The sequence below is a fragment of the Teretinema zuelzerae genome, from assembly GCF_021021555.1.
Taxonomy (GTDB): Bacteria; Spirochaetota; Spirochaetia; order Treponematales; family Treponemataceae; genus Teretinema; species Teretinema zuelzerae.
Map to the genome: position 1 here is coordinate 258,158 of NZ_JAINWA010000001.1, position 22,501 is coordinate 280,658.

A 22,501-nucleotide genomic window follows, 5' to 3' on the forward strand; every position below is an offset into this window, starting at 1 on the left:
TGTTTCCCTTACACGTGAATTCCGATTGCTTCCCGGATTGAATCCGTCAGCGTTTTTCGGCCGCTCAAATGTCCATGCAATCCCGGAATTTCCACGATGAGCGGATAATCGGCGCCCATTTGCCAGTCCCGAACTTCTTCATCGAGCATGGATGAGACTTCTTCGGTCAAAATGAGGATTTTCGCGCGTTCAGATTCGGAGGGGGTTCCTCCGGCTAGCAAAGTTCCCCGGCCGGTGGCCCGATAGAACGCGTCTAACGCCTCCTCGCGCGTCCTCGCGACCGCGCCGTGAATGCCGACCAGGGAGAAGCCTAGAACGAGTTCCCGTTCGCCGATGACAAAGTATTGCAAAAGCTACGCTCCGGAATCAGAGAAGAATAATAAGAAGGGCAACGAGAAAGCCCCACAGGCAGATGCCTTCGGCGAGACCGACGAAGGGAAGAGCCTTTCCCGACAACTCGGGGTTTTCGCTCATGGCGCCCATTGCAGCCGCACCGATGCGTCCTACGGCCATGCCTCCTGCGATGCAGGCGATGCCGACAGCAACGGCCGCCGCAAGATATTTAAAGGCCGCGACCGAAGATGCCGCCGCGGCGGGAGCAGCCGCTTCAGAGGCGGCGAGGGTTGCGGCGGCGCATACGCCGAGAATAACTACGGATGCAAAAGTTTTGCGATTCATAAAAAACTCCTTGTTTCGGATCAATCTGTATATTTGAACCGGAAAGGCTTGAATTCCCTTCCCGTTTCTGTAAAAAATTTAGAGAAAAACTCGTAGTACTGCAGCCTGATCACCTGGATGGCGACGATAAGACCTTCAAGAATGATTATAATCGCATTTCCGAAAATGCCTATCGCGATGCCCCCGGCGGAAAGAGAGCCGCCCACCAGATCGGACATTGTAAAGATGATAAAGCTGAGGACCGCATGAGAAAGGGCGAACGCGCCGACGCGCAGGAAGCTGACAGAATTGGAAATATAGGTTGAAACGACTTCCAGTATTTCGACGATTCCTTCGATCACGGCCGAGAAAAGTCCGTTCTCGAACACAGGCCGATGCCCCTCGAAAAGCCTGGTGAAAGGCTCGGCGAAAAAGATGCCTATGAGGGGAATTGCGATGCCGACGATATCGAACCATGAAAATCCGACGCCGCCGAGAAGAACGCGGATAACGAAGGAAGCTACGTACCAGAAGAAGAAGGCGCCGCACACGCCCGTCTTGCTGAACACGGCGTGGGCCGGCTTGCCGAGCGAAAACTGGTTCACGATGTTGATTATCAAGCCCACGGAATTGATGATGAAGCCGACGGCCACGGTGAACCCGAAAAACACGATCAGTTTACCCAACGAATCCTTCGACGGCATCATATGAAGAATGTGATCGCGCGGTTCTCCGAATAATCCGGTGACGAACCGGCTGAACGGGCGGAGCACCTCGGAATTTGCGAAAAACTCTCCCGTAAGAAGCCCCATAACCATGCTGGAGCAGCCGATCGCGACGAAAATCGGCCCGAAGTTGTTCCAGTTTTTAAGGACCTTCGCTTTTTTGGAAATCATGAGAAGTCCGATCAAAAAGAATACCAACCCCTGCCCTACGTCTCCGAACATGATTCCGAAAAGCAGGGTGAAGAAAAAAGCGACGACGGGAGTCGGATCGACCGTACCGTACAGAGGCGCGCCGTAGCTGAAAATCATGCGCTCAAAGCTTTTCACGAAAGCGTTATGCCGGTACTGCACCGGAACCTTTTCATGACCGTTCTTCACGGACGGAACTTCGCCGGGTTCGTAGGTGCGTATAGCGATTCTGCCTTCCGTGAGGTTGTCGAGATCGCGCATCACCTGAGAGCAATCGGAGGCTGCGATCCAGCCCATAATACGATATACCAGCTGCGTGGCTTCGAGGCTCTCCCTGATGCGGGAAACCTGCGCTCCCAAAGAAAAGGACTCAAGAAGCCTTCTCAACTGTTCCGCGTGGGCATCGGCATAGCGATCTCGTTGAGCGGATAGATCGGCAAGCTCGCGATCGGCCTCCTCCGACTGTTTTTGCAGTCCTTCGAGCACGTCGTCGGGCACGCCTTTGAAATCTTTCGGCACTTCCAGGGCGATGAAGCCGAACTTTTTGAGTTCGCTGTCGAGCGCGAATCTGCCTTTCTTCGAAGCGGCGGCCAGAATCCGCGAATTATCCGCGCCGAGGGACACGATGACGGCTCTGTCGCCTACGGAAAACCGGAGTTCTTCGAAAATAGATGGATCGATTTTTCCGATCCTCATCGATAAAAAGGTAAGATGTTCGAGTTCCGAGTACGCAACCTTCAGGTTCGCAAAGGCTTTAGCCTCGTCCCAGGCCGAACGTATGCGCTTCTGCCGGTCGCCGGCTTCGTTTTCTCTTCGGCGCATATCTTCCACCGCCGCGAGGATGTCCTGAGCCGACGCGTAATCTGAATCCCCGGGAAGCGAGGAATCATCGCTCCAGGAAGATACGTCGGGGAGCTTGAGAAATGAACGGCATGACTGAAGTTGATCGAACATGGCGCGATGAGGGTTATGAGCCGAATCTGCCGGGAGTTCGGTCTCGTTTTGAATCTGGAAGTTGGCGGTCTTCCCCAGATATTCCAATACGCGGTCGATATCCTGGCGGAGAATCATCAACTCTATGAGTTTCATCTTTGTGGTTTTAAACATTTCGACCGCCTCCCATAAACTCTTTCATTTGTTCTTCAGTTGCGCCGAGCCGCAATCCTTCGGCTGCGACGCGAATCATCTGTTCTTCCAATTGCTTGATTCTAAAAAAAGAAGCAAGCACGCCGGCGGTAAACGGTTTTTGATGAAAACCGGAAATAGCCTGGCGATAGAGATAATTATCTGAGGAAAGCTGGGCCCAGCGGGGATCCAGGAACCAGGGCACCCCTTCTTCATGCTGATTTAAAAGCCACTTATACTGCCAAGAAGACCAGGGCTCCCAGGTATCAAGAGGCCAGGAAAGGATCTCCCTGGCGGGTCCGCAGAGCCGTTCGTCGTCTTGTTCCCCGTTGCAAGCGAGCAGAGGCAGAATATCCTCAGCTGTTTTCTGGTAGTACACGCGAAGGCGCATCGCCCACACGATATTTTGAAGAATTATCTCGTCGGCAATGAGGGCATCCGCGGCTTCGCGGTCGCTGCGGTTGAGCCTTTTCAGGGATGTCCACAAAAGCCGATAATAATCGTTGTCGATCCGCGTTTCCCACACAATCTCTTCTTCCGCATCGGGAATATGATCGCACCAGGAAAGGCTGGTTCCTGCGGTCATCGCGGCGATATCCGGCCACTTATCGTGATGAAATATCGAGAACTTCCCTAAATCCACCATAAAGGGCGCTTCGGCGTTTCCCAGCAAAAGGGAAGACAAGGCCGATTTTAAATTTGCGTAGTCGTACCGCGCGAGCAAAGCCCGGGCAAGGGGATCCGGCGAATCATAGGCGGAAAGCAAAACGATATAATCGGAAACGACCTGCTGAGCCGATTTTCGTTCAAGCAGAAGAGCGAGCATGCCTTCAGGAACGACGGGAACATCGTCTGAAAAAAGAAGAGTCCACAAATCCTGAAGCCGCTTGATCTCGAAGAGTTTTTTAGCTTTTAGGCCGGTATAGGAACGGCCGTACATTCCGCATGCCTTGGCATAGACATACGCATCTGCCGCTGTTCTGTCCATGCTTATAAACCCGCTGTCACGGATTCGAGGTAGGCTGCCATAGACTGATAGTCTTTAGGAATCGAGGTTAATTCTGAATCGAACCGCGAGTATTCGGACGACAGACGGTCGTCGCAGGCTTTTTTTTCGCGTTTGAGCTCTTCTTCCAGGCGAGAGATGATTTGTTCGTAGGCGGCTTTGAATTCGGCATCAGCCTTTTCTTTCGCGGCGGCCTTTCGCCTGTCGGCTTCGGTTTGAGCGTCGAGCAGCAAATCGTATGCAAGCCGCTCGACATCGATAAGATGTCCGATTACATCCTGTGCAACCATTTCAACCTCCTCAGAAAGCGGATCCGTCAGGCAAGTCTAAGCGGCTTTCCGGGCAAGCTCCGTCATTATCAACTCCACATTACATGGAGGTTGTTAAAATGTCTTCGAATCTGCTTAGTTCATTATACACGGATACGGCATCCCGCGCCTGCAAAAGCGACGGATAAAATTCAGGATCGTCCAATAAAAAAGAGAGCCGCTTAAGGGAACGCAGCTGAAGAGCGCACTCGGCATCGGACGCAAGTATCAGGAATATGAGATGAACGGGATTGCCGTCCAGAGAATCGTAGTCGATTCCATTGCGGGAAATGCCGATGATCCCCGTAACGCCGGGAAATGAAGGAATCCTGGCATGGGGAACGGCGATGCCGGGCTTTACCCCGGTAGAAAGCTTAGCCTCCCGGCTTCTCAACGCATCGAGAATAAGCGAACGGGAGACCTTGGGATTCTGGTTTGAATACAGCTGTACAAGTTCTTCGAACGATTCTTCCTTGTCTTCACTTTCCATGGAAACAGTTATCAAGTTTGACGAGAAGATGCTCCGCAGAACCATACTAATAAACCTGTTTATTCCGCCGAAGCAGCATCTGCCGGCGCGGTCCCGGTTTCAACCGAAGCGTCTTCAGCGGATTCCTCGAGGAACCATTCAGTATCGGAAGATTCGATCTGAGCCTGGCGGGCTGCGGCTTCGATACCCTTATCGCTGGGGCTTTTATTAATAAAAGCAAGGAAAAAGGCGGAAACGAAAAACAGAGTAACCACGACGTATGTGGCGCGGGTAAGAACATTCGCTGATCGGGAACCGAAGGCAGAATTGCTGCCGCCTGATAACAAACCGCCAAGACCGTCCCCATCCTCGTTCTGAACGAGCACGAGCGCTATGATGAGCAAACAGATAATGACAAAGACAACCAGCAGAATAACACCAATAATACCCATAAATGACTCCAATAATGAATTCGATTTTTACTATATAATAAAGAAAAATCTTGTGCAAGCAGTTTCGCCCCGTAATGGACAGGGCGAAACGACAGGACTTCAGGAAGAAGTTACTTGCAGAGAGCGATCGGAGCGAAGGTGTCGGCCTTGAGCGCGGCTCCGCCGATGAGTCCGCCGTCTATGTTAGCCTTCGCGAGAAGGGCGGCGGCGTTGTCGGCTTTCATGGATCCGCCGTATTGAATGATCATCGCTTCGGCGGCGGCGGCTCCGTACATGTCTGCGACGATTTTGCGGATGAAGGCGTGAATCGCGTCGGCATCCTCGGGGGTAGCGGTCTTGCCGGTGCCGATCGCCCAGACGGGTTCGTAGGCGATGGTTACCTTCTTGAGATCCTCGAGCGATACGCCTGCGAGGCCGAGACGTGTCTGTTCTTCGCAAACCTTTTCGGCTTTTCCGGCTTCGCGTTCTTCAAGAAGTTCGCCGACGCAGAGAATAACCTCGAGGCCGTGGGAGAGGGCGAGCTTAACCTTGCGGTTGATCATCGAGTCGTCTTCTTTGTAGGTATGGCGGCGCTCGGAGTGTCCGAGAATCACGACCTGAACGCCGAGGTCCTTGAGCTGGAGAACGGAAACTTCTCCGGTATGGGCGCCCTGCTCGTCTGTGCTCATGTTCTGGGCGCCGAGAAGGATGTTGGATCCCTTCACCACTTTGGATACGGCGTCGAGAGCGGTGAAAGACGGCGCGATCATGTACTTGTGGGGACCGGCTTTCAGCTCTTTGACGAGGTCGGTTGCAAGGGCAACAGCCTCTGAAGCGGTTTTATGCATCTTCCAGTTTCCGGCGATAAAATATTTGCGCATGGGATAGCTCCTTTCGTAACAAATTTATTGAATAGTATCAAAAATGCGCAACGCTTTCAATCCGGGAAAACAGAGGCTTCTCTAACAAAACAAAAAGGGCTTCCATTTCATCGGAAGCCCTTTCGGAAACTGCTAAATTGTTACTTTGTTTCCAGGACGGCGATTCCGGGAAGGATTTTTCCTTCGAGGAACTCGAGGCTCGCGCCGCCGCCGGTAGATACATGGCTCATCTTGTCCGCAATATTGAATTTGTTTACGGCGGCTACGGAATCTCCGCCGCCGACGACGCTGATCGCGCCCTTGCCGGTCGCGTCCGCCACAAGGCGGGCGACGGTTTCGGTTCCCTTCGCGAAGGCGTCGAATTCGAACACGCCGACAGGTCCGTTCCATACGATGGACTTGCTGGCAAGAATGGTTTCAGTATACAAGGCGATAGTCTTGGGGCCGACATCCATGCCCATCTGGCCGTCGGGGATGTCGAGTCCGGGAACGTTCGTCACCTTGGCGTCCGGAGAGAAGCCGTCGCCGCATACGTGATCAACCGGGAGGATGATCTTAACGTGCTGGGCGGCGGCTGCGGAAAGAAGGCTTTTCGCGGTATCGATGAACTCGTCTTCCACCAAAGACTTTCCGACTGTGTGGCCCTGGGCTTTAAGGAAGGTGTATGCCATGCCGCCGCCGATGATGAGGGCGGAAGCGTTCTTGAGGAGGCTTTCGAGAACTGCGATTTTAGAGGAAACCTTCGCGCCGCCGATGATGGCTGTCATCGGTTTGGGGGGATTTGAAATCATCGGATCAAGATACTTTACTTCTTTTTCCATGAGGAAGCCGCCGACGTTCACTTTCATGAACTTCGCGATGGTAGCGGTCGAAGCATGGGCGCGGTGAGCGGTTCCGAACGCGTCGTTTACGAAGACTTCTCCGTAGGTCGCAAGCTCTTTCGCCAGTACTTCCTGGGAAGCAGCGTCCTTCGCGGTTTCTTCCTTGTGGAAGCGGGTATTCTCCAGCATGAGAACGCCTCCAGCGGGAAGGGAGTCGACCTTGGCCTTCTGTCCCATGCAGGAAGGAGCGAATTCCACTTTCTTGCCGAGCTTGGACTCGAGATAGGCGGCGACGGGAGCCATGCGGTTTTTGCCGGCGATGAATTTTTCTTTATCAAAGGCCTTGCCGTCTTTTTCGGCTTTTTCCTGGGCCTTTTTCGCGTCCTTGTCAGGATCTCCGAGGTGGCTCATCAAAACGAGGGAACGGGGCGATTGCTCAAGGATGTACTTGATTGTGGGCAGAGCGGCCATGATGCGGGTGTCGTCCTGAACGACTCCGTCTTTCATGGGAACATTGAAGTCCACGCGCATAATAACGCTTTTACCCGCGAGGGCTACGTCTTTCACAGTCTTAATCATGGAAAAGCCTCCTGAAAATATTAAAAAAACAATCGATCTTTAATCTATAAAAATATAGCAATTTGAGATTGCCTTGTAAATAGAGCGAAACCGCAGGCTGTTATTGCAGGGATTTGATATAGGGCACCATATGTTTCGCCGCGTGGGCTCCGTCGGAAACAGCTTTCGCTATTTGCAGATATCCGCCGATGCAGTCGCCGGCGGCGAAAATTCCCGGCACGTTCGTCATAAATGACTGATCAACGACGATATCGGTCTTGTTGAGTTCAACGCCGATCTTGGCGGCGAAGTCTGCGGCTCCAGCGGTTCCCAGCGCGACGAAGGCGCCGTCAACAGCCATAGCCTCCCCTCCTTCAAGGGAAATCCCGGTCAGCTTATCCGAACCTGCAAATCCGTCTATCATGCGCTTCTCAACGGCAAGACCTTCCGGAAAGCGGGCAGAAGCAGGTTCAGCTCCGTTCGTGAAAAGAGTTATATCCTTGGTGAAATGAGCGAGTTCCGACAGCTCGTTCGCGGCGTAATCGCCCGTTCCTATGACCGCAAGACGCTTATTCTTATAAAAAAAACCGTCGCAGGTTGCGCAAAAACTGATGCCCTTCCCGCGAAGCTCCTCAAAACCGGGAACCTTCAAGCCGGCGCGCGATTTTCCGGTGGCAAGCAATACGGATCGGCCCCGATATTCGCCGCCTGCGGTTTTCACAACCCACGCGTCCTCCATGGAAATATTCACGGCTTCCTCTTCTCGGATTTCCGCTCCTATGCGGCGGGCCTGGGCGACTCCCCGCGCGGCCAGCTCTGCGCCGGAAAGAGGCTGGTCGAAACCATAGTAATTATCGATTTTTTCGGCCCGTTCAAGAGCCCCTACTCCATGACCGAGCACCAGAACCTTCAGGCCGGCGCGAACCAGATACAACGAAGCCGAAATTCCGGCCGGACCTTTGCCAATAATAATTGAATCGTACATCATTAAACTAATTTCTTTCTTTTTAAACGAAAAGTAAAGTGACAGAGTCACGATTGCGGATAGAGGGGGCGCTCTTCTTTCTTGACAAATGCCTGGAGAGGATTTATTTTGTACAAGCAGTGTACCAACAAGAAGCAGAGGAAACAATGAGCAAAATGAACCATAAAGCGATATCACGACTCCCGTCCATCAATCCGCCGGATAGACTCCAGCCGGCACGCGTGCCTCAATTCGCGGCCTTCACCTTCGACGACAACGGAAAGTCGGGTCTTCCGGGAGCTGGAACCATCGGAGGGATGTCCTTCGTTCTCGATCTCTTCGATTCGGGGCGAAACCAGGGAAGCGGGGAGCATACAGAACACGCCGGAAAAAAAACCTTCGACTATGCCGCTACCCGGGCAACCTTCCTCGCGGCGGGTTTTTACTCAGGGCCGGGCCAATGGGAAAACGGATCGTTTGTGAAAAAAATCTGGAAAAAGGCCGCCGATCTCGGCCATGAGATCGGGAACCACACCTACACCCACCCTCATGGACTGCGGGAAGGCTATTCAGCATCTAAATGGGAAGAAGAAATCATGCGCTGCGACGAATGCCTGACCAATCGCTTCGATCCGAATGAAACGCCGGAAACAAAGGACGACAAGAACGGAATCGGACTGAGAAGCGAGGAAATCGTCGGTTTCAGGGCGCCTTTTCTGGGATACAATGCGCATCTCTTTCCTGCGCTCTCCCGTCTCGGCTTTTCGTACGACTGCAGCATCTCCGAAGGCTTTCAGAGCGAACAGGACGGAACAAACTGTTTTTGGCCCTATACACTCGACCTGGGAAGCCCGGGAGACCGGCTTGACGCTATAGAAAACGGCAGAGAACCGGCGCCCGGCGTGCCGGCTTTGTGGGAATTGCCGACGTATGCAGTAACCGTTCCGCCCGACGAACTGTGCAGAAAATACGGGGTGCAGGAGGGACTGAGGACGAAACTGGCGAAGCGGGTCGACACCTTTAACGAGAACGACGGAAAAATCGACGGCCTCGACTGGAATCTGTGGTCGCCGTTCGAAATGAACGCGGACGAGTTCATCGCGACTTTCGCTTATTCGCTCGATTTAAAATATCAGGGAAACCGCGCTCCGATGATTTTCTGCTTCCACTCGGATATTTACGCGGACGAGTACGACGACCCCATGCCGAACGCAGACGCCGGGGAACGCAGGCGTGCTTTGAAAGCGTGCTACGAGTATGCTGCAGGATTGAAAGACGCCCGTCTTGTAACAATGAAAGATCTGGTATCGTGGCTGGAGAATCCCGTTCCGTTGAGATGATAGAACAAAAAACGCCGGAGACAGAGTTCTTCGGCGTTTTTTTTATAGTTTAAATTTGACAATACTGTATTACATACACTATATTAGGCACAGGAGCGAATCATGGAGAATGACGACGAGGCGACCATCAACCTGATTCAGGAACTTAACCGGGGAACGCTGGTATTGTCGGTTTTACTGTGCACAGACGAGCCGGGATACGGATACTCGCTCGCTTCCCGGCTCAACGAGCAGGGAATACAGATTGAACAAAACACGCTCTACCCCCTGCTGCGAAGGCTCGAAAAACAGGGATTGCTTGAAAGCCGGTGGGATACGACTGAATCGAGGCCGCGCCGGTACTACTCGGCGAGCGAAAAGGGAAAGGCTGTGCGCGCCCGGCTTCTCGAGGAATGGAAAGGACTCGACACGGCTCTGCGCGGACTGGAACAACACAAAGGAGGTTCTGAATGAAACTGGTGGATCAATATATCCAGGCTATCGGCTCGAAGCTCCCGCTTAAAGGGCGGGCAGACATTAAAAAAGAGCTTGAAAGCTTGCTTATGGAAGATATCGAATCAAAATACGGGGAGAACCCCTCGGAGAAAGAAGCGATGGAAGCGATCCGCTCCTTCGGCAGCCCGCAATCGGTAGCGTTAAGATACGCAGAAAACCAGACGGCCGTTTCGCGAGGCCTGACGCCTTTGTATCTGATGCTGATCAAAATCGTGCCGGGCGCGCTTGCGATAGCTTTCGCGGTCATAACCGTCGTGAAGGCTCTCTCTGGAAACGGAGGCGGACCAGCTGCTCTTCTGGGGTTCTTTGCATCAAGCGTTTTCACGTCATCGCTTGCGGCTGTAGGCGCGATCTCCATCGCCTTCGTCCTGGCGTCAAGATGCGTGCCGGACGCTGTTGCCGATCCCGACGAAGACTGGGATCCTGTTGAACTCAAGGGGATCGAAATCGATTCCGGAAAAGAATCAACGGTGGAACACATCATCGCGATAGCGGGACTATCTATCGCGGCTGTCGTCTTGAACGCGTATCCTCAGGCGATACGCGCTCTGGAAACGTCATTCTTCGCGACAGGGCTGGCCGCAGGCAGGAATCACTTCGTAGACATTGAACGGTTAGCATTGTACGTCTCGCTTTTCAATCCCGTCTGGGCAGCTCAGGCAGTACGTGCCGTTTTCGCCGTTTCCGGGAAAGCGAAAATAAAGACGTTGAAAATTTGGGGATTGATCGCGGAAGTCGCGACTGTCGCCCTCCATTGGGCGATGGCGTTCGATCTATCGCTCTATTCCGATTACGAAGGCATTGTCGGGTTCAGAATGATTTTCATTCTGGTCGCGTTAATAGAAACGATAGAGCTGGCGTCGCACGCGTTCCGCTCGCTCGTCAAAAAAATGGAAAATCTGGGGTCTTGAAATGAAGAAAGATTCAATCGGTTTCGTCTGGAATGCGGCGCTGGCGCATACTATCGCGTACTTTATCGCGGGGATTTTCGCGGTCACCTTTTTAGGATACCGCGAGCGTTTCGCCGAAGAAGCTCTGGCAACCTTCATGCGGCAGGTCGACGATCCCATGACCGCGCTCGGACCGGGGCTGCAAATTTTGCGAGGGCTTGTCGTCGGCGCGGTGCTTCTTCCCTTCAGGAAGAGAATAACCGGCGAAAAGCACGGCTACGCCGCGCTCGCCCTCCTCGTTGCGGGACTTTCGGGGTTTTCAGCTCTGGGCCCTGCTCCCGGTTCCTTCGAAGGCTTCGTATACACGACTCTTTCGCTGCTCTACCATGTCTTCGGCCTGCCTGAACTGGTCTTGTACGTGCTTCTGTTCGCCCTCGTATGCAAACTGCTCGTCGAGGCTAAGAAAAAAGCTGTGAAAGCGGCGGCCGTCGCGGCCGTAGTTCTTATAAGCCTGCTCAGCCTTCTCGGCTACCTCGCCGCGACCGGGGTTCTCGCCGTGCCGGCATAACCGGAACCTGAAACCGCGGCCGCGCTTGCACGCCGGGCGCGGGGTTCTCGCCGTGCCGGCCCGGCATGAACGGATTGCGGCCGATCCGGCGCCGAGCGCGTCAGTCTCCCAGACCGGCGCGGATCACCGACGCGACGCGGCGCACTGTGGGAAGAGCTTCAATTTCGGCCAGAGCGGCGCGCATTTCAGCTTCGCGCGTCGGATGGGTGATGATCGTAATCGTCGCCTCTCCGTCGCGCGCGTCCATTTGGCGGATGTTGTGGATGCTAACCCGATATTTGGCGAAGATGTTCGCGTAGGATGCGAGCACTCCGGGCGCGTCGTTGACGACGCAACGAACGAAAAAGCTGGTGATGCTTTCAGATATCGGAAGCACCTTGCGTTCGGCAAGGGCGAAATCGGTATCGTGGGAAAATCCTTGCGTTCCGCGGAACGCGAGGTTCATCACGTCGCCGACGACAGCGGAAGCGGTCGGCAGCTCGCCGGCGCCCCTGCCGTAAAGCATGGAATCGCCGAGGCTCGAACCGCGGATAAAAATCGCGTTGAAGGCGTCGTGAACGCTTGCGAGCGGATGCTCGTCCGGCACCATGACCGGGTGAACGCGAAGCTCGAGTCCGTCCTCCCGGTTGACTCCCACCGCGAGAATCTTCACCGTGTAGCCGAAATATTTCGCCGCCGCGATATCGTCCGCAGTGATCCGAGTGATTCCTTCGCGGTATATTTCGCGGTAGTCGACGGGACAACGGAACGCGAGGCTCGATAGAATAGCGAGCTTATAGGTTGCGTCGTATCCTTCAACGTCGTTCTTGGGATCTGCCTCGGCGTATCCGAGATCCTGGGCTTCGCGGAGGGTGGCGGAGAAATCCGCCCCGGTGGCCGTCATCTTCGATAGAATGAAGTTGGTAGTACCGTTCACGATGCCGTACACCCGCTCGATCCTGTTCGCGGCCAAGGAATTGCGGATTGCGTGGAGAACCGGTATTCCTCCGCCTACAGCCGCTTCATAGAGAATCGTACAGCCGTGGGCCTTGGCGAGTTCGGTGAACGCGCGCCCGTGCTTTGCGATGACTTCCTTATTGGAAGTGATGACGTTCTTGCCGGCCTTGAGCGCCGCTTCTATGAATTTCTTGGCGGCGCCTTCTCCGCCGATGACTTCGATTACCGTGTTTATTTCCGCGTCGCCGATGACAGCGTCCGCGTCCGCGATGAGCATTCCTTCAGGAAGCGCGAGGCCGCGATCGGAGGAAACATCCAGATCAGCGATTCGCTTGAGGACAATTTTGCATCCTGCGCGCTCCTCGAGCATCGCGCGGTCGTTTAACAGTATTTTCGCGACGCCGGTGCCGACCGTACCGAATCCTATAACTCCTATGACGATATCAGACATTTCATATCTCCCGATTTTTATTGAGTCGAACTGCATAAATACTATATCACATATAGCCCGTGTGCAGAAAGCGGGATGATATGACCGCACCAAGTATCTGCGGGCATAAAAAAACCGCGTCCTGATGCGCCGTATCGGCTTCATCGGGAACGCGGTTTTTCGAAAGACCCGGCTGCCGCAGGGACAGCCGGATTTTCACACAGCTAGCGTCGAAAAATAGGGAATCGAATTCCTTACTTTGCTACGACGCGAACCATTTCGCATACTTTGTTGGAATAGCCCCATTCGTTGTCGTACCAGGACACGACCTTTACGAAGTTCGCATCGAGAGAAATTCCGGCCTTCGCATCGAAGATCGAGGTGCAGCTCTCGCCGCGGAAATCGGTGGAAACAACGTCGTCCTCGGTGTACTTGAGAACGCCCTTGAGTTCGCCTTCGGCGGCGGCTTTCATTGCGGCCTTGATCTCGTCCATGGAAGCGCCCTTCTCGAGCACGCAGGTGAGGTCAACGACGGATACGTCGGAGGTGGGAACGCGGAAGGCCATGCCGGTGAGCTTGCCGTTAAGAACGGGAAGAACCTTGCCGACAGCTTTTGCAGCACCGGTCGAGGACGGAATGATGTTCTCGAGGATTCCGCGTCCGCCGCGCCAGTCTTTGGCGGAGGGACCGTCGACAGTCTTCTGGGTGGCAGTTGCTGCGTGAACGGTGGTCATCAGGCCCTTAACGATTCCGAACTTGTCGTTCAGGACTTTCGCAAGAGGCGCGAGGCAGTTGGTGGTGCAGGAAGCGTTGGAGATGATGTCCTGGCCCTTGTATTCCTTGTCGTTTACTCCGTAAACGAACATGGGGGTTGAATCCTTTGAAGGAGCGGACATGATGACTTTCTTGGCGCCGGCGGTGATGTGCTTGCGGGCGGATTCGTCGTCAAGGAAGAAACCGGTGGATTCGACGACTACGTCGGCTCCGACTTCGTTCCACTTGAGGTTCAGGGGATCTTTCTCGGCGGTGAGGCGGATCTTGTTTCCGTTCACTACGAGGAAGCTGCCCTCAACGGAAACTTCGCCCTTGAACTGACCGTGTACCGAGTCGTATTTAAGCATGTAAGCCAGGTAAGAGGGATCGAGAAGGTCGTTGATTCCGACGATCTGAATGTCTTTGCTGAAGTTGGCGACAGCTGCGCGGAAAACCATGCGGCCGATGCGGCCGAAACCGTTAATTCCTACTTTGATCATTAGGGTCTCCTAATCTATAAAATGTTACCTATACTATAGCCATACGGCCTATCAAGGTCAATGTATCGACGCCCGCTCGAACGGAGCGGAGCGTAAAAAAAAAGTCAACCGCCGTGAGGTTCGACCCGGCGGCACAGAAAGCCGGAATCTTCGAGGTATTGCCGGCGGGATATGACCAGCTGAATCAGTTCCTGGTACATTTCGAAATTCACCTCGAGGGCTATGGGAAACAGATACAGCTCTGTTTCTTCGCAGTAGCGCTCGATGAAGGCGGGATCGGTGACGAAGCCGAGGCTGATCATATTGCTGATCCTGTCCGCGCATTTAAGCACCTTGGCCCGATGGGAGCCCTTCTCGATAATGCGCTTGAGGTAATCGCTTTTCAGCATTCCTTCCTGCTTGGTCACTTCCATGACCAGGTCGTACACCTGGCCAGATTCCGAATCGATTTCCAGAATCTGGTTGCGATTGAAGTCGGGAATGTCCTCTATCACGTCGTGGATCACTGATGCCTTTAACAGCACGCTGTCGATATAGCCGTAGTCGAGGAGTATCCCCATGGTGTCGATCTGATGGCGGAACATGTTGCCGCCTGCATGGCGTTGTTTGCCGATCAACATAGTAGCGAGCTGCATGTAGGGAGCGAGGTATATTCCTTTAAGAACCAGCATGTCCTGGGTATTCATTCGCTCCCCCTGCAAACTAACGCAAGTCCGCCACGTAGCCGGACAATTTTTCTATCCTGCGCCGAAGTTCGTCCAGTTTGGATTTCTCCGCGGCGACGACATCCTCCGGCGCGTTCGAGACGAAGCTCGCGTTTCCGAGCTTCGCTTCGAGACGCGAGGCATTGCCCTGCTCTTTAAGTATTTCCTTTTCAAAACGGTTTGCAAGCTGGCCGGAATCGACGCCCTCACCGACGAGGATGAAGGCCTCGAAGCCCTTCCCCACCGTTCCGATGGCGCCTTTGGGCCTGTCGGAGGGAGACGGGATGAAGTCGACGCGGGAAAGCCCGGCGAGCATCTGCAGAATATCGACCTTCTCGCGGGCGACGGCCGCGTCGCTTCCGGCTTCAGTAAACAGCGCGATTCCGATCTTCGATGCCGGATCTATTCCGCATTCTACCCTGAGACCCCTGATGGATCGCACCATTTCCTGAAGCGCGGTGAAGCGGGCTTCGGCGGCCTCGTCGCAGCGGTTCTCGTTCGATTCGGGATAAGACGCGCTGATCAAAAGGGAGGCGCGCTCGGCAAGCCCCAGTGAATCGTCCGCCGACCGCGCGCAGGCTGCCGGAAGGAAGCCGTAGATTTCCTCTGTAACGAACGGGAGGAAGGGATGCACCAAACGCAGGGATTCTTCCAACACCGAAAGAAGCACGGAAACAGCCCGGTTTTTCTCGGCATCGTCGCCGTTTCTGAACGAAAGCTTGGTCGCTTCCACGTACCAGTCGCAGAAATCGTTCCAGAAAAACTCGTATATCGCCTGGGCGCCGTCGTTATAGCGATAGGATTCCAGAGCCGATCGCACTGCGCCGGCGGCAGCGTTCAGGCGGTGATATATCCATCGGTCCAGTTCGGTCAAACCGCTCTTGGGAACGGAAACGAGTTCGCGTCCCTCAAGATTTCCAAGAATGTAGCGAGAAGCGTTCCATATTTTGTTGGCGAAGCGGGAACCCATCTTGAAGGATTCCTTGTCCACCAGGATGTCCTGACCGGCGGCGCACATAAAGGCCAAGGTGAATTTAAGGGCGTCTGCGCCGAACTCGTCGACTATTTCCAGCGGATCGATGCCGTTGCCCAGAGATTTCGACATTTTCCGGCCCTGTTTGTCGCGCACCAATCCATGGATGTAAATATCGCGGAAGGGGGCTTTGCCGGTGAACTCGAGCCCCGCCATAACCATTCTGGCCACCCAGAAAAAGATGATATCGTAGGCGGTGACGAGAGCAGTCGTGGGATAAAAGGACTCAAGGTCGGGAGTTTTTTCGGGCCAGCCCAGGGTCGAAAACGGCCAGAGCCAGCTTGAAAACCAGGTGTCCAGAACGTCGGAATCCTGTTCGATCTTCGCGCTTCCGCATTTTGAACAGGAGGCAGGATCGTCTCGGGAAACTATCATTTCTCCGCAATCCCTGCAGTACCATACCGGAATGCGGTGGCCCCACCACAGCTGGCGGGAAATGCACCAGTCTCGGATGCCTTCCATCCAGCGAGAATAGGTATTCTCCCATTTCTGGGGATAAAATCTGATTTCGCCCTTTTTCCACGCGTCGAGAGCCTTGTCCGCGAGCGGGCGCATTTTTACGAACCACTGGTCTGAAAGATACGGTTCGACTACGGTATTGCACCGGTAGCACTTGCCCACCGCGTGGGTAATTTTCTTTTCTTCCTTAAAAAGGCCGAGTTCCTTGAGGTCTTCGATGACGGCCTTGCGGGCGGCAGGGCATTTCAAACCGCGGTATTTTTCGGGAACTTCTGCATTAAGAGTGCCGTCCGGATTCAGAATATTGATGACCGGGAGATTATGGCGCTTGGACACTTCCCAGTCGTTCGGATCGTGGGCGGGAGTGATTTTTACCATGCCGGTGCCGAACGTCCGGTCTACGTACGTATCTGCAACTATCGGAATCATGCGGCCGGTCAGCGGCAAATGGACGTGTTTTCCGATCAAAGAAGCGTATCGTTCATCCTCGGGATGCACGGCTACGGCGGTATCGCCGAGAAGGGTCTCCGGACGGGTGGTCGCGATTTCGATGCGCGTCGAGCCGTCGGGAAGAGCCGATCCGGCTTCGAGCTCGTACCAGATGTGGTACATCGCGCCGTTTGTGTCTTCGTGTTCGACTTCGTCGTCGGCAAGGGCTGTACCGCAGGAGGTGCACCAGTTTACCAGATAATTTCCGCGATAGATAAGGCCGCGTTCGTAGAGGGTGACGAATACTTCGCGCACCGAGCGGGAGAGGCCTTCGTCCAGGGTGAAGCGTTCGCGGGTCCAGTCGACGCTGGCGCCGATCTTCCGCAGCTGGCGTGTTATAGTCTCATGATGTTCTTTTTTTACTTCCCATGTGCGTTCGACGAAAGCTTCGCGGCCCAAATCGTGGCGGCTCTTGCCTTCCTTTTTCAGACGCTTTTCTACGACGTTCTGGGTGGCGATACCGGCATGGTCGGTTCCGGGAACCCAAAGGGTAGGCTCTCCGCGCATGCGGTGATAGCGCACCACGATGTCTTGCAGGGAATTATTGAGCCCGTGGCCCATGTGGAGGACGCCGGTCACGTTGGGAGGAGGTATTACGACGACGAAGGGAGACTCCGGGCCTGATTTCGGCTGAAAATGACCGCCGGTTTCCCAGGCTGAGTACACCCGGTCTTCAAAATCTTTTGGGTTATATGCCTTTTCGAGTTCTATTGCCTTCATGTGCCGCGTAGTCCTTCAGGATTTAAATTTAGGTATCGAATGCGATTTTATACGTTTTGGAGTGCTTGTTCAACTGCGTCGATTACGTCGTCCGGGGTGGAGGCACCGGCGGTGATGCCGATGCAGGACAGACTGTACGCTTCCGGAGGGATTTCCGCCGCGGTTTCCACATGCCAGGCATGTGAACACAGGCTTTGAGCGCTGAGAAACAGACGAAGGGTGTTGGCCGATTCCCTGCCGCCTACGACCAGGATGCCCTCCACTTTTTCAGCGAGCGAGGCAAGGGCTTTCTGGCGTTCGACCGTCGCCGGGCAGATGGTATCCAGAACGATCAAGTCGGTAATGTGCCGGGAAAGAACCCCGGCAATCGCGTCGTATTCGGATTGTTTTATCGTGGTTTGGCTGATGAGCACCGCTCTTTCAGGCCAGTTTTGTATGTTTTCAGCGTCTTCCCGGGAGCCGAGAAGTATGCAATCCGGCGCGTAGCCGGCGATGCCGGCGATCTCCCCATGGTCGCGGTCGCCTGCGAGAATCACTCGATACCCCCGCTCGTGGTAGCTTTTTGCCCGTTTTTGGCTCGAAAGCACGCGCGGACAGGTTGCGTCTACCACCATCGCATGGCGGCTTTCAAGCAGGGCGCGCTCCTGGGGCGGTATTCCGTGGGCGCGGACGACAACCGAACGGCCGTGAAAGTCGTCCGGAATCGGCGCGTAGCCCGGTCCGAGAATCTCCACGCCGGCTTCCGACAACCGCTCCAAAGCGGAGGGATTGTGAATCAAAGGCCCATAGGTATATACCGGGCGCAGAGGGTTGTCCAGCAGCGCCTGTTCCGCGGCCTCTACTGCCCGCCTGACTCCCATGCAATAGCCCATGATATCCGCCCGGATGATTCTCAATGTCCGTTTCATGGGATCACTGTACCCAAGTGTCAAAAAAAAGAAAAGGGGTTGCCCTGATGCGGACAACCCCTTGGTTCATACAGACAAACTGATCAGATCACTTCGCCAGAAACAGCCGGTTTCGCGACTCGGGCGATGATGCCCTTATCCTTGCGGAATCTGCTGATGAAGTTGATGAAGGAGCTTGCAATGAAGATAGTCGAGTACACGCCGCTCGTCATGCCGACGAGGAGGGCCAGAGCGAAGTTCTTCATATCTCCGGTGGTGAAAACATAGAGGGATACAACAGCGAGCATCGTGGTCACCGTGGTGATGATCGAGCGTCCGAGCATTTCCGACTGTGAAAGGTTCAAAAGATCGGTAATGTTCAATTCCGGACGGAGCTTCATGTTCTCGCGGATGCGGTCGAAAATAACGATTGTATCGTTGATCGAATAACCCAGAATCGTGAGCAAGGCCGCGATGGTGAGCGTGTTGAATTCCATCCGCGTCCAAACGATGAAGGCGATCATGATCAGGGTGTCGTGGAGAATCGCGAGAATGGCGCCCATGGCGAAGTCCCATCGGAAGCGGATGGTCGCGTACACCCAAATAAGAGCGAGGGTCGCGAGCACGAGCCAGATCGCCTGGCGGGCCAGGGTGCCGGAGAATCTCGAACCGACGAAGTCAGTGCTGACAACGGCGATGGATTCAGCGCCCCAGACGGAATTGAGAGCCTGTTCGATGCCGAACTGGATGGTCTGGCTCGCGTTCGGATCGGTGCCGTCGTCGCTTACGCGGATCTGGAACTGGCTGTCTTCAGGCTTTCCGACGACCTGGACGGAGGCTCCCGGGAAGGCCGCAAGCGCTGTCCGCACTTCGTCGGAACCGACGAGAGGCGCGTCCTTCGGAACATAGTGGAACCGATAGGGAACTGCTGAAAGCCGGGAAAGTGCGGTAGAATCGGTGAAGACTGACTTCAGCGAGGCAGAAGGATCGGCGGGCTGGGAAACGGCGATTCCCGGAATCTCGGACACGGCGGAAACGAAGTCGCCGACGGTCGCGAAACGCGTATAGGGATAGGCCCAACTTTGATTATCAGATCCGACGCCGGTGGAAACAATATCGATCCCGATAGAAGACTGGGATACGGTTACCCCCTGGCTTCCGGAATACGAAAGGGTAAATGAGGTCGGCGCGATGCGTACCTTCTGGATGAAACCTGCCTGGAAATCGATTCCGAAGTTAATGCCGCGAGTGAAAAGACCGGCTATGCCGATCAGGATAAGCGCTGTGCTGACGATGGCCGTGGGAAGAAATCCGCGGCTGAATGCGATGACCTTTTTCATTATTTGATCCTCCAGCTGATGCTGACGGTCTTTTTCTTAGCGACGTCAGTGGTGAAGTCGAACATGAGGCGCGATACGAAGAGAGCGGTGAAAACGGAAGACACAACGCCGATCGCGAGGCTGTACGCAAAGCCCCGGATGGGTCCGGTTCCGAGCTGGGAAAGGAATACCGCCGCGATGAAGGTGGTGATGTTCGAGTCCATGATAGCCCAGAACGCGTGGTCGAAACCGGAAACGATTGAAGCGGCTCGGCCCTTCTTCAGTTTCAGTTCGTCCTTGATGCGTTCGAAAATAACTACGTTCGCGTCTACGGCCATGCCGATGGTAAGAATCATACCCGCGACGCTGGGAAGCGTAAGAGTAAGGTTCAAAGCGGAAAGCACGCTAAAAAGGATAAAGAGGTTGAGAACCTGGGCGACGAAGGCGTTTACGCCGGCGCCGCGGTAGTACAGAAGCATGAAGAGCAGAACAGCGGCCAGACCGCAGGTAACGGCCCACACGCCCTGGCGGATCGCCTCGTCTCCCATCGAAGCACCGATAACCTGCTGGTTTTCGAGCTGAAGGGGTACGTTGAGCCAGGCGGTGCGAAGCACTGCCTTGATGTTTTCAGCTTCGTCGGCGGAGAAACCGGAAATCTGAACCTGTCCGGTGGGTATGGCTTCGTTGATCACCGCGTACGACTTGATCTTGTCGTCGGATACGATGGCCATGCTCTTCTTTACGTTGTTGGCGGTCAAATCCGCGAAAATCTTCGAGCCTTCGGAATCGAGCACGAAGTTGACGCGGGGCTGGCCGGAAATAGAATCACGGCTGGTTTCCGCGCTCTGAATGTGCTTTCCTTCGAGTCCTACTTCCTTCTTGATTACAAGAAAGCCGGTGCGCTCGTCGAGACCGTAGGAATCCTTGGTGTATAAACCGAGAACCTTCGTATCGGACGGAATGATCGATTGATCGAGAAGGTTGTATTCCGCATCGAAGGTCGATGTGGGGTGAGTCCGGTAATAAGCGTTGAAGGCTTCGGTCGCTTCGGAATCAACCATATGGAAGGCGAGCATGCCCTTTCCCATGATAATGGAATTGATGCGCTCGGAATCGGCGGTGCCCGGAAGTTCGATGTAAATCCTGTCGTCGCCCTGCTGGCGGATGACCGGCTCTGAAAGTCCGAACTTGTCGATGCGGCTGTTCAGGGTGTCCATCGCCTGGGCCATGGCCTCGGTTCGAAAGGTACCCATATCCGCGATGTTGTCCTTCTGGGACTCCGCGGCCGCGTCGAGGTCTGCCTTGATGATGATGCTCATGCCGCCGGAAAGATCGAGGCCGAGTTTGACGGCCTTATCCTGAACGGCCTTAATGGAGAGAATGCGGTCGCGGTAGGAGGACTCGATCAGAGTCATCACGTCGGATTCGCTGGGATAGGCGGCCAGAAGAGAGCGGGCGGTCCAAACCTGGGGAACAGGCTTCTTCAGGGATTTAAGCGTCTTTTTCGCGTCGGCGAGAAGGAATCCGTATTGATTCCCGACATCTGTCTGATCGTCGGCGCGGGCCATGTCCATCAGCTTCTTCAGATCGGATACCGCCATATTGCGAGCGTAATCCTTGATCTTTTCCCGCGAACCAAGCGCAAGGGCCTGATCCTCTTTCGGGGTGAAGTAATACCACTTTACAGACGGCCACAGAAATGCAAAACACACTGCTATGACTGCAAGAATGAGTACCAATCGGCTTCGTTTGCTCATTTCATTTCTCCGGATGTGCAGAAAGAAGCCGGCCGTCCTGCGACGAAACCGGCTTCTTAGCTGATTAATTATTTGATTTCCTGCGCTTCGGCAGAGGTTTCAGATTTTTCTTTTTTTGATTTTTTCTCGGTCTTTTCGTCCACGATTACGCTCGCGATTGCGGAACGGCTGAACTCGAGCTTGCAGGAGTCGTCGACCTTCACGATGACGGTCTGTTCCTTCGCTGAGGTCACTTCGCCGTGGATGCCGCCGATCGTGATGATCTTGTCGCCTTTTTTCAGGGCGGAAATCATCTTTTCGGTATCTTTCTGTTTCTTGTTCTGGGGGCGAATGATAAAGAAATAGAAAATTACGAAGACAAGGCCGAATGTTACGATCGGCATAAAAACAGAGCCTTGAGCGGCTCCTACTTGTAAAAGGGGCATAAAACTCATAAAAACACTTCCTTAAAGACGCAAAGAATAGTCTTGAAATAAGGTATCATCAGTCGTAAATACAGTCAAGGTAAAAAGAAGCCCGCCAAACAGGGGCTTCCCTGCCTGGCGGGCTGTATTTCCTTTCCGTAAAAGGAAACCGGAGAACGATACGCTACAACGCGAGCACTCGATTCACGGTTACTTTCGCTACTCCGAATAAACGGGGAATGGATTCGCTCTTGTACGATGAACCGGAAACAGCGTTATAGGCCTCGGCCACAGCCTGAAGATCCTCGCGCTTTCCGCTGTCCATCGCGGCGGCGGCGGCGGCCCGGAACAAGCCCTTCTCCAGCAGTTCAGCCAGAGAAAGCCGTCCGAAGTTTTTTCGGGCGGACTTGTCAACGAGAGCGGCCGAACCGTCGTATCCAATCGTAAAGATCGCGTCTTCCCGGGTTATTTTCTTTTTTCCTGCAGGCATTAGACTTCCGAGAAGCTGTCCTTGCCAGCGCCGCAGACGGGGCACACCCAATCTTCAGGTAAGTCTTCGAAGGCTGTCCCAGGGCTGATTCCGTTGTCAGGATCGCCTACAGCGGGATCGTACTCATAGCCACATAAATCACATACATACTTCTTCATTGGTGACTCCTTTCGCTTATTATACGGCGAATGCC

25 protein-coding genes are annotated in these 22,501 nt (G+C 54.4%); 4 read left to right on the forward strand and 21 right to left on the reverse strand.

The features are described 5' to 3' along the window. Nucleotides 1-8 precede the first annotated feature (8 nt). From K7J14_RS01230 to K7J14_RS01275, 10 genes are all read right to left on the reverse strand, one after another. The gene (locus tag K7J14_RS01230) at nt 9-350 is read right to left on the reverse strand and encodes a V-type ATP synthase subunit F (RefSeq protein WP_230752240.1); all 342 of its coding nucleotides are present in this window, start codon (nt 348-350) and stop codon (nt 9-11) included. A gap of 16 nt (nt 351-366) precedes the next feature. Next, nucleotides 367-678: an ATP synthase subunit C gene (locus K7J14_RS01235; RefSeq protein WP_230752241.1), complete on the reverse strand. Its 312-nt coding sequence runs from the start codon at nt 676-678 to the stop codon at nt 367-369. A gap of 20 nt (nt 679-698) precedes the next feature. Beyond that, entirely contained in the window at nt 699-2,678 is a 1,980-nt protein-coding gene (locus tag K7J14_RS01240) for a V-type ATP synthase subunit I (RefSeq protein WP_230752242.1), read from the reverse strand. Then, the gene (locus tag K7J14_RS01245; protein WP_230752243.1) at nt 2,671-3,684 is read right to left on the reverse strand and encodes a V0D/AC39 family V-type ATPase subunit; all 1,014 of its coding nucleotides are present in this window, start codon (nt 3,682-3,684) and stop codon (nt 2,671-2,673) included. The genes K7J14_RS01240 and K7J14_RS01245 overlap by 8 nt, the downstream gene beginning before the upstream one ends. Before the next feature lie 2 nt (nt 3,685-3,686). Further along, entirely contained in the window at nt 3,687-3,992 is a 306-nt protein-coding gene (locus K7J14_RS01250; RefSeq protein WP_230752244.1) for a hypothetical protein, read from the reverse strand. Nucleotides 3,993-4,071: 79 nt separating this feature from the next. Continuing rightward, nucleotides 4,072-4,545, reverse strand: coding sequence for a PTS sugar transporter subunit IIA (locus tag K7J14_RS01255; RefSeq protein ID WP_269062366.1), 474 nt, complete (start codon nt 4,543-4,545; stop codon nt 4,072-4,074). Nucleotides 4,546-4,559: 14 nt separating this feature from the next. Then, complete coding sequence (gene secG / locus K7J14_RS01260) at nt 4,560-4,931, reverse strand: preprotein translocase subunit SecG (RefSeq protein ID WP_230752246.1); 372 nt, start codon at nt 4,929-4,931, stop codon at nt 4,560-4,562. 110 nt (nt 4,932-5,041) lie between these two features. After that, the gene (tpiA, locus tag K7J14_RS01265) at nt 5,042-5,791 is read right to left on the reverse strand and encodes a triose-phosphate isomerase (protein WP_230752248.1); all 750 of its coding nucleotides are present in this window, start codon (nt 5,789-5,791) and stop codon (nt 5,042-5,044) included. Between the two features lie 140 nt (nt 5,792-5,931). Continuing rightward, nucleotides 5,932-7,191 (reverse strand): phosphoglycerate kinase, encoded by a 1,260-nt coding sequence (locus tag K7J14_RS01270; protein ID WP_230752249.1) that lies wholly within the window; start codon nt 7,189-7,191, stop codon nt 5,932-5,934. A 100-nt stretch (nt 7,192-7,291) separates the two neighbouring features. Continuing rightward, nucleotides 7,292-8,158 (reverse strand): NAD(P)/FAD-dependent oxidoreductase, encoded by an 867-nt coding sequence (locus K7J14_RS01275; RefSeq protein ID WP_230752251.1) that lies wholly within the window; start codon nt 8,156-8,158, stop codon nt 7,292-7,294. A gap of 143 nt (nt 8,159-8,301) precedes the next feature. On the opposite strand from K7J14_RS01275, the gene K7J14_RS01280 reads away from it, so the two are divergent. From K7J14_RS01280 to K7J14_RS01295, 4 genes are all read left to right on the forward strand, one after another. Further along, nucleotides 8,302-9,474, forward strand: coding sequence for a polysaccharide deacetylase family protein (locus K7J14_RS01280; RefSeq protein WP_230752252.1), 1,173 nt, complete (start codon nt 8,302-8,304; stop codon nt 9,472-9,474). Nucleotides 9,475-9,576: 102 nt separating this feature from the next. Further along, nucleotides 9,577-9,927 carry a PadR family transcriptional regulator gene (locus K7J14_RS01285; protein WP_230752254.1) on the forward strand — a complete coding sequence of 117 codons (351 nt, stop codon included), beginning with the start codon at nt 9,577-9,579 and terminating at the stop codon, nt 9,925-9,927. Beyond that, complete coding sequence (locus tag K7J14_RS01290) at nt 9,924-10,880, forward strand: hypothetical protein (RefSeq protein ID WP_230752256.1); 957 nt, start codon at nt 9,924-9,926, stop codon at nt 10,878-10,880. Before K7J14_RS01285 ends, K7J14_RS01290 begins: the two co-directional genes overlap by 4 nt. A 1-nt stretch (nt 10,881) precedes the next feature. Continuing rightward, complete coding sequence (locus K7J14_RS01295; RefSeq protein ID WP_230752258.1) at nt 10,882-11,427, forward strand: hypothetical protein; 546 nt, start codon at nt 10,882-10,884, stop codon at nt 11,425-11,427. 100 nt (nt 11,428-11,527) lie between these two features. Here K7J14_RS01295 and K7J14_RS01300 read toward each other — a convergent pair whose 3' ends face one another. From K7J14_RS01300 to rd, 11 genes are all read right to left on the reverse strand, one after another. Continuing rightward, nucleotides 11,528-12,814 carry a homoserine dehydrogenase gene (locus K7J14_RS01300; RefSeq protein ID WP_230752260.1) on the reverse strand — a complete coding sequence of 429 codons (1,287 nt, stop codon included), beginning with the start codon at nt 12,812-12,814 and terminating at the stop codon, nt 11,528-11,530. 46 nt (nt 12,815-12,860) lie between these two features. Further along, nucleotides 12,861-13,013: a hypothetical protein gene (locus K7J14_RS01305; RefSeq protein ID WP_230752261.1), complete on the reverse strand. Its 153-nt coding sequence runs from the start codon at nt 13,011-13,013 to the stop codon at nt 12,861-12,863. A 34-nt stretch (nt 13,014-13,047) separates the two neighbouring features. After that, nucleotides 13,048-14,046 carry a type I glyceraldehyde-3-phosphate dehydrogenase gene (gene gap / locus K7J14_RS01310; RefSeq protein ID WP_230752262.1) on the reverse strand — a complete coding sequence of 333 codons (999 nt, stop codon included), beginning with the start codon at nt 14,044-14,046 and terminating at the stop codon, nt 13,048-13,050. A gap of 104 nt (nt 14,047-14,150) precedes the next feature. Continuing rightward, nucleotides 14,151-14,732 (reverse strand): hypothetical protein, encoded by a 582-nt coding sequence (locus tag K7J14_RS01315; RefSeq protein WP_230752263.1) that lies wholly within the window; start codon nt 14,730-14,732, stop codon nt 14,151-14,153. A 16-nt stretch (nt 14,733-14,748) separates the two neighbouring features. After that, nucleotides 14,749-17,451, reverse strand: a complete 2,703-nt coding sequence (locus tag K7J14_RS01320) for a valine--tRNA ligase (RefSeq protein ID WP_230752264.1) — start codon at nt 17,449-17,451, stop codon at nt 14,749-14,751. Nucleotides 17,452-17,498: 47 nt separating this feature from the next. Continuing rightward, nucleotides 17,499-18,359, reverse strand: coding sequence for a 4-hydroxy-3-methylbut-2-enyl diphosphate reductase (ispH, locus tag K7J14_RS01325; RefSeq protein ID WP_230752265.1), 861 nt, complete (start codon nt 18,357-18,359; stop codon nt 17,499-17,501). 83 nt (nt 18,360-18,442) lie between these two features. After that, a complete protein-coding gene (gene secF / locus K7J14_RS01330; RefSeq protein ID WP_230752266.1) occupies nt 18,443-19,678 on the reverse strand; it encodes a protein translocase subunit SecF in 1,236 nt (411 codons plus the stop codon). Further along, nucleotides 19,678-21,414 (reverse strand): protein translocase subunit SecD, encoded by a 1,737-nt coding sequence (secD, locus tag K7J14_RS01335; RefSeq protein WP_230752267.1) that lies wholly within the window; start codon nt 21,412-21,414, stop codon nt 19,678-19,680. Before secD ends, secF begins: the two co-directional genes overlap by 1 nt. 68 nt (nt 21,415-21,482) lie before the next feature. Next, entirely contained in the window at nt 21,483-21,848 is a 366-nt protein-coding gene (yajC, locus tag K7J14_RS01340; RefSeq protein WP_230752268.1) for a preprotein translocase subunit YajC, read from the reverse strand. Nucleotides 21,849-22,002: 154 nt separating this feature from the next. Next, nucleotides 22,003-22,308 (reverse strand): hypothetical protein, encoded by a 306-nt coding sequence (locus tag K7J14_RS01345; protein WP_230752269.1) that lies wholly within the window; start codon nt 22,306-22,308, stop codon nt 22,003-22,005. Next, the gene (rd, locus tag K7J14_RS01350; protein WP_230752270.1) at nt 22,308-22,466 is read right to left on the reverse strand and encodes a rubredoxin; all 159 of its coding nucleotides are present in this window, start codon (nt 22,464-22,466) and stop codon (nt 22,308-22,310) included. The genes K7J14_RS01345 and rd overlap by 1 nt, the downstream gene beginning before the upstream one ends. Between the last annotated feature and the right edge of the window lie 35 nt (nt 22,467-22,501).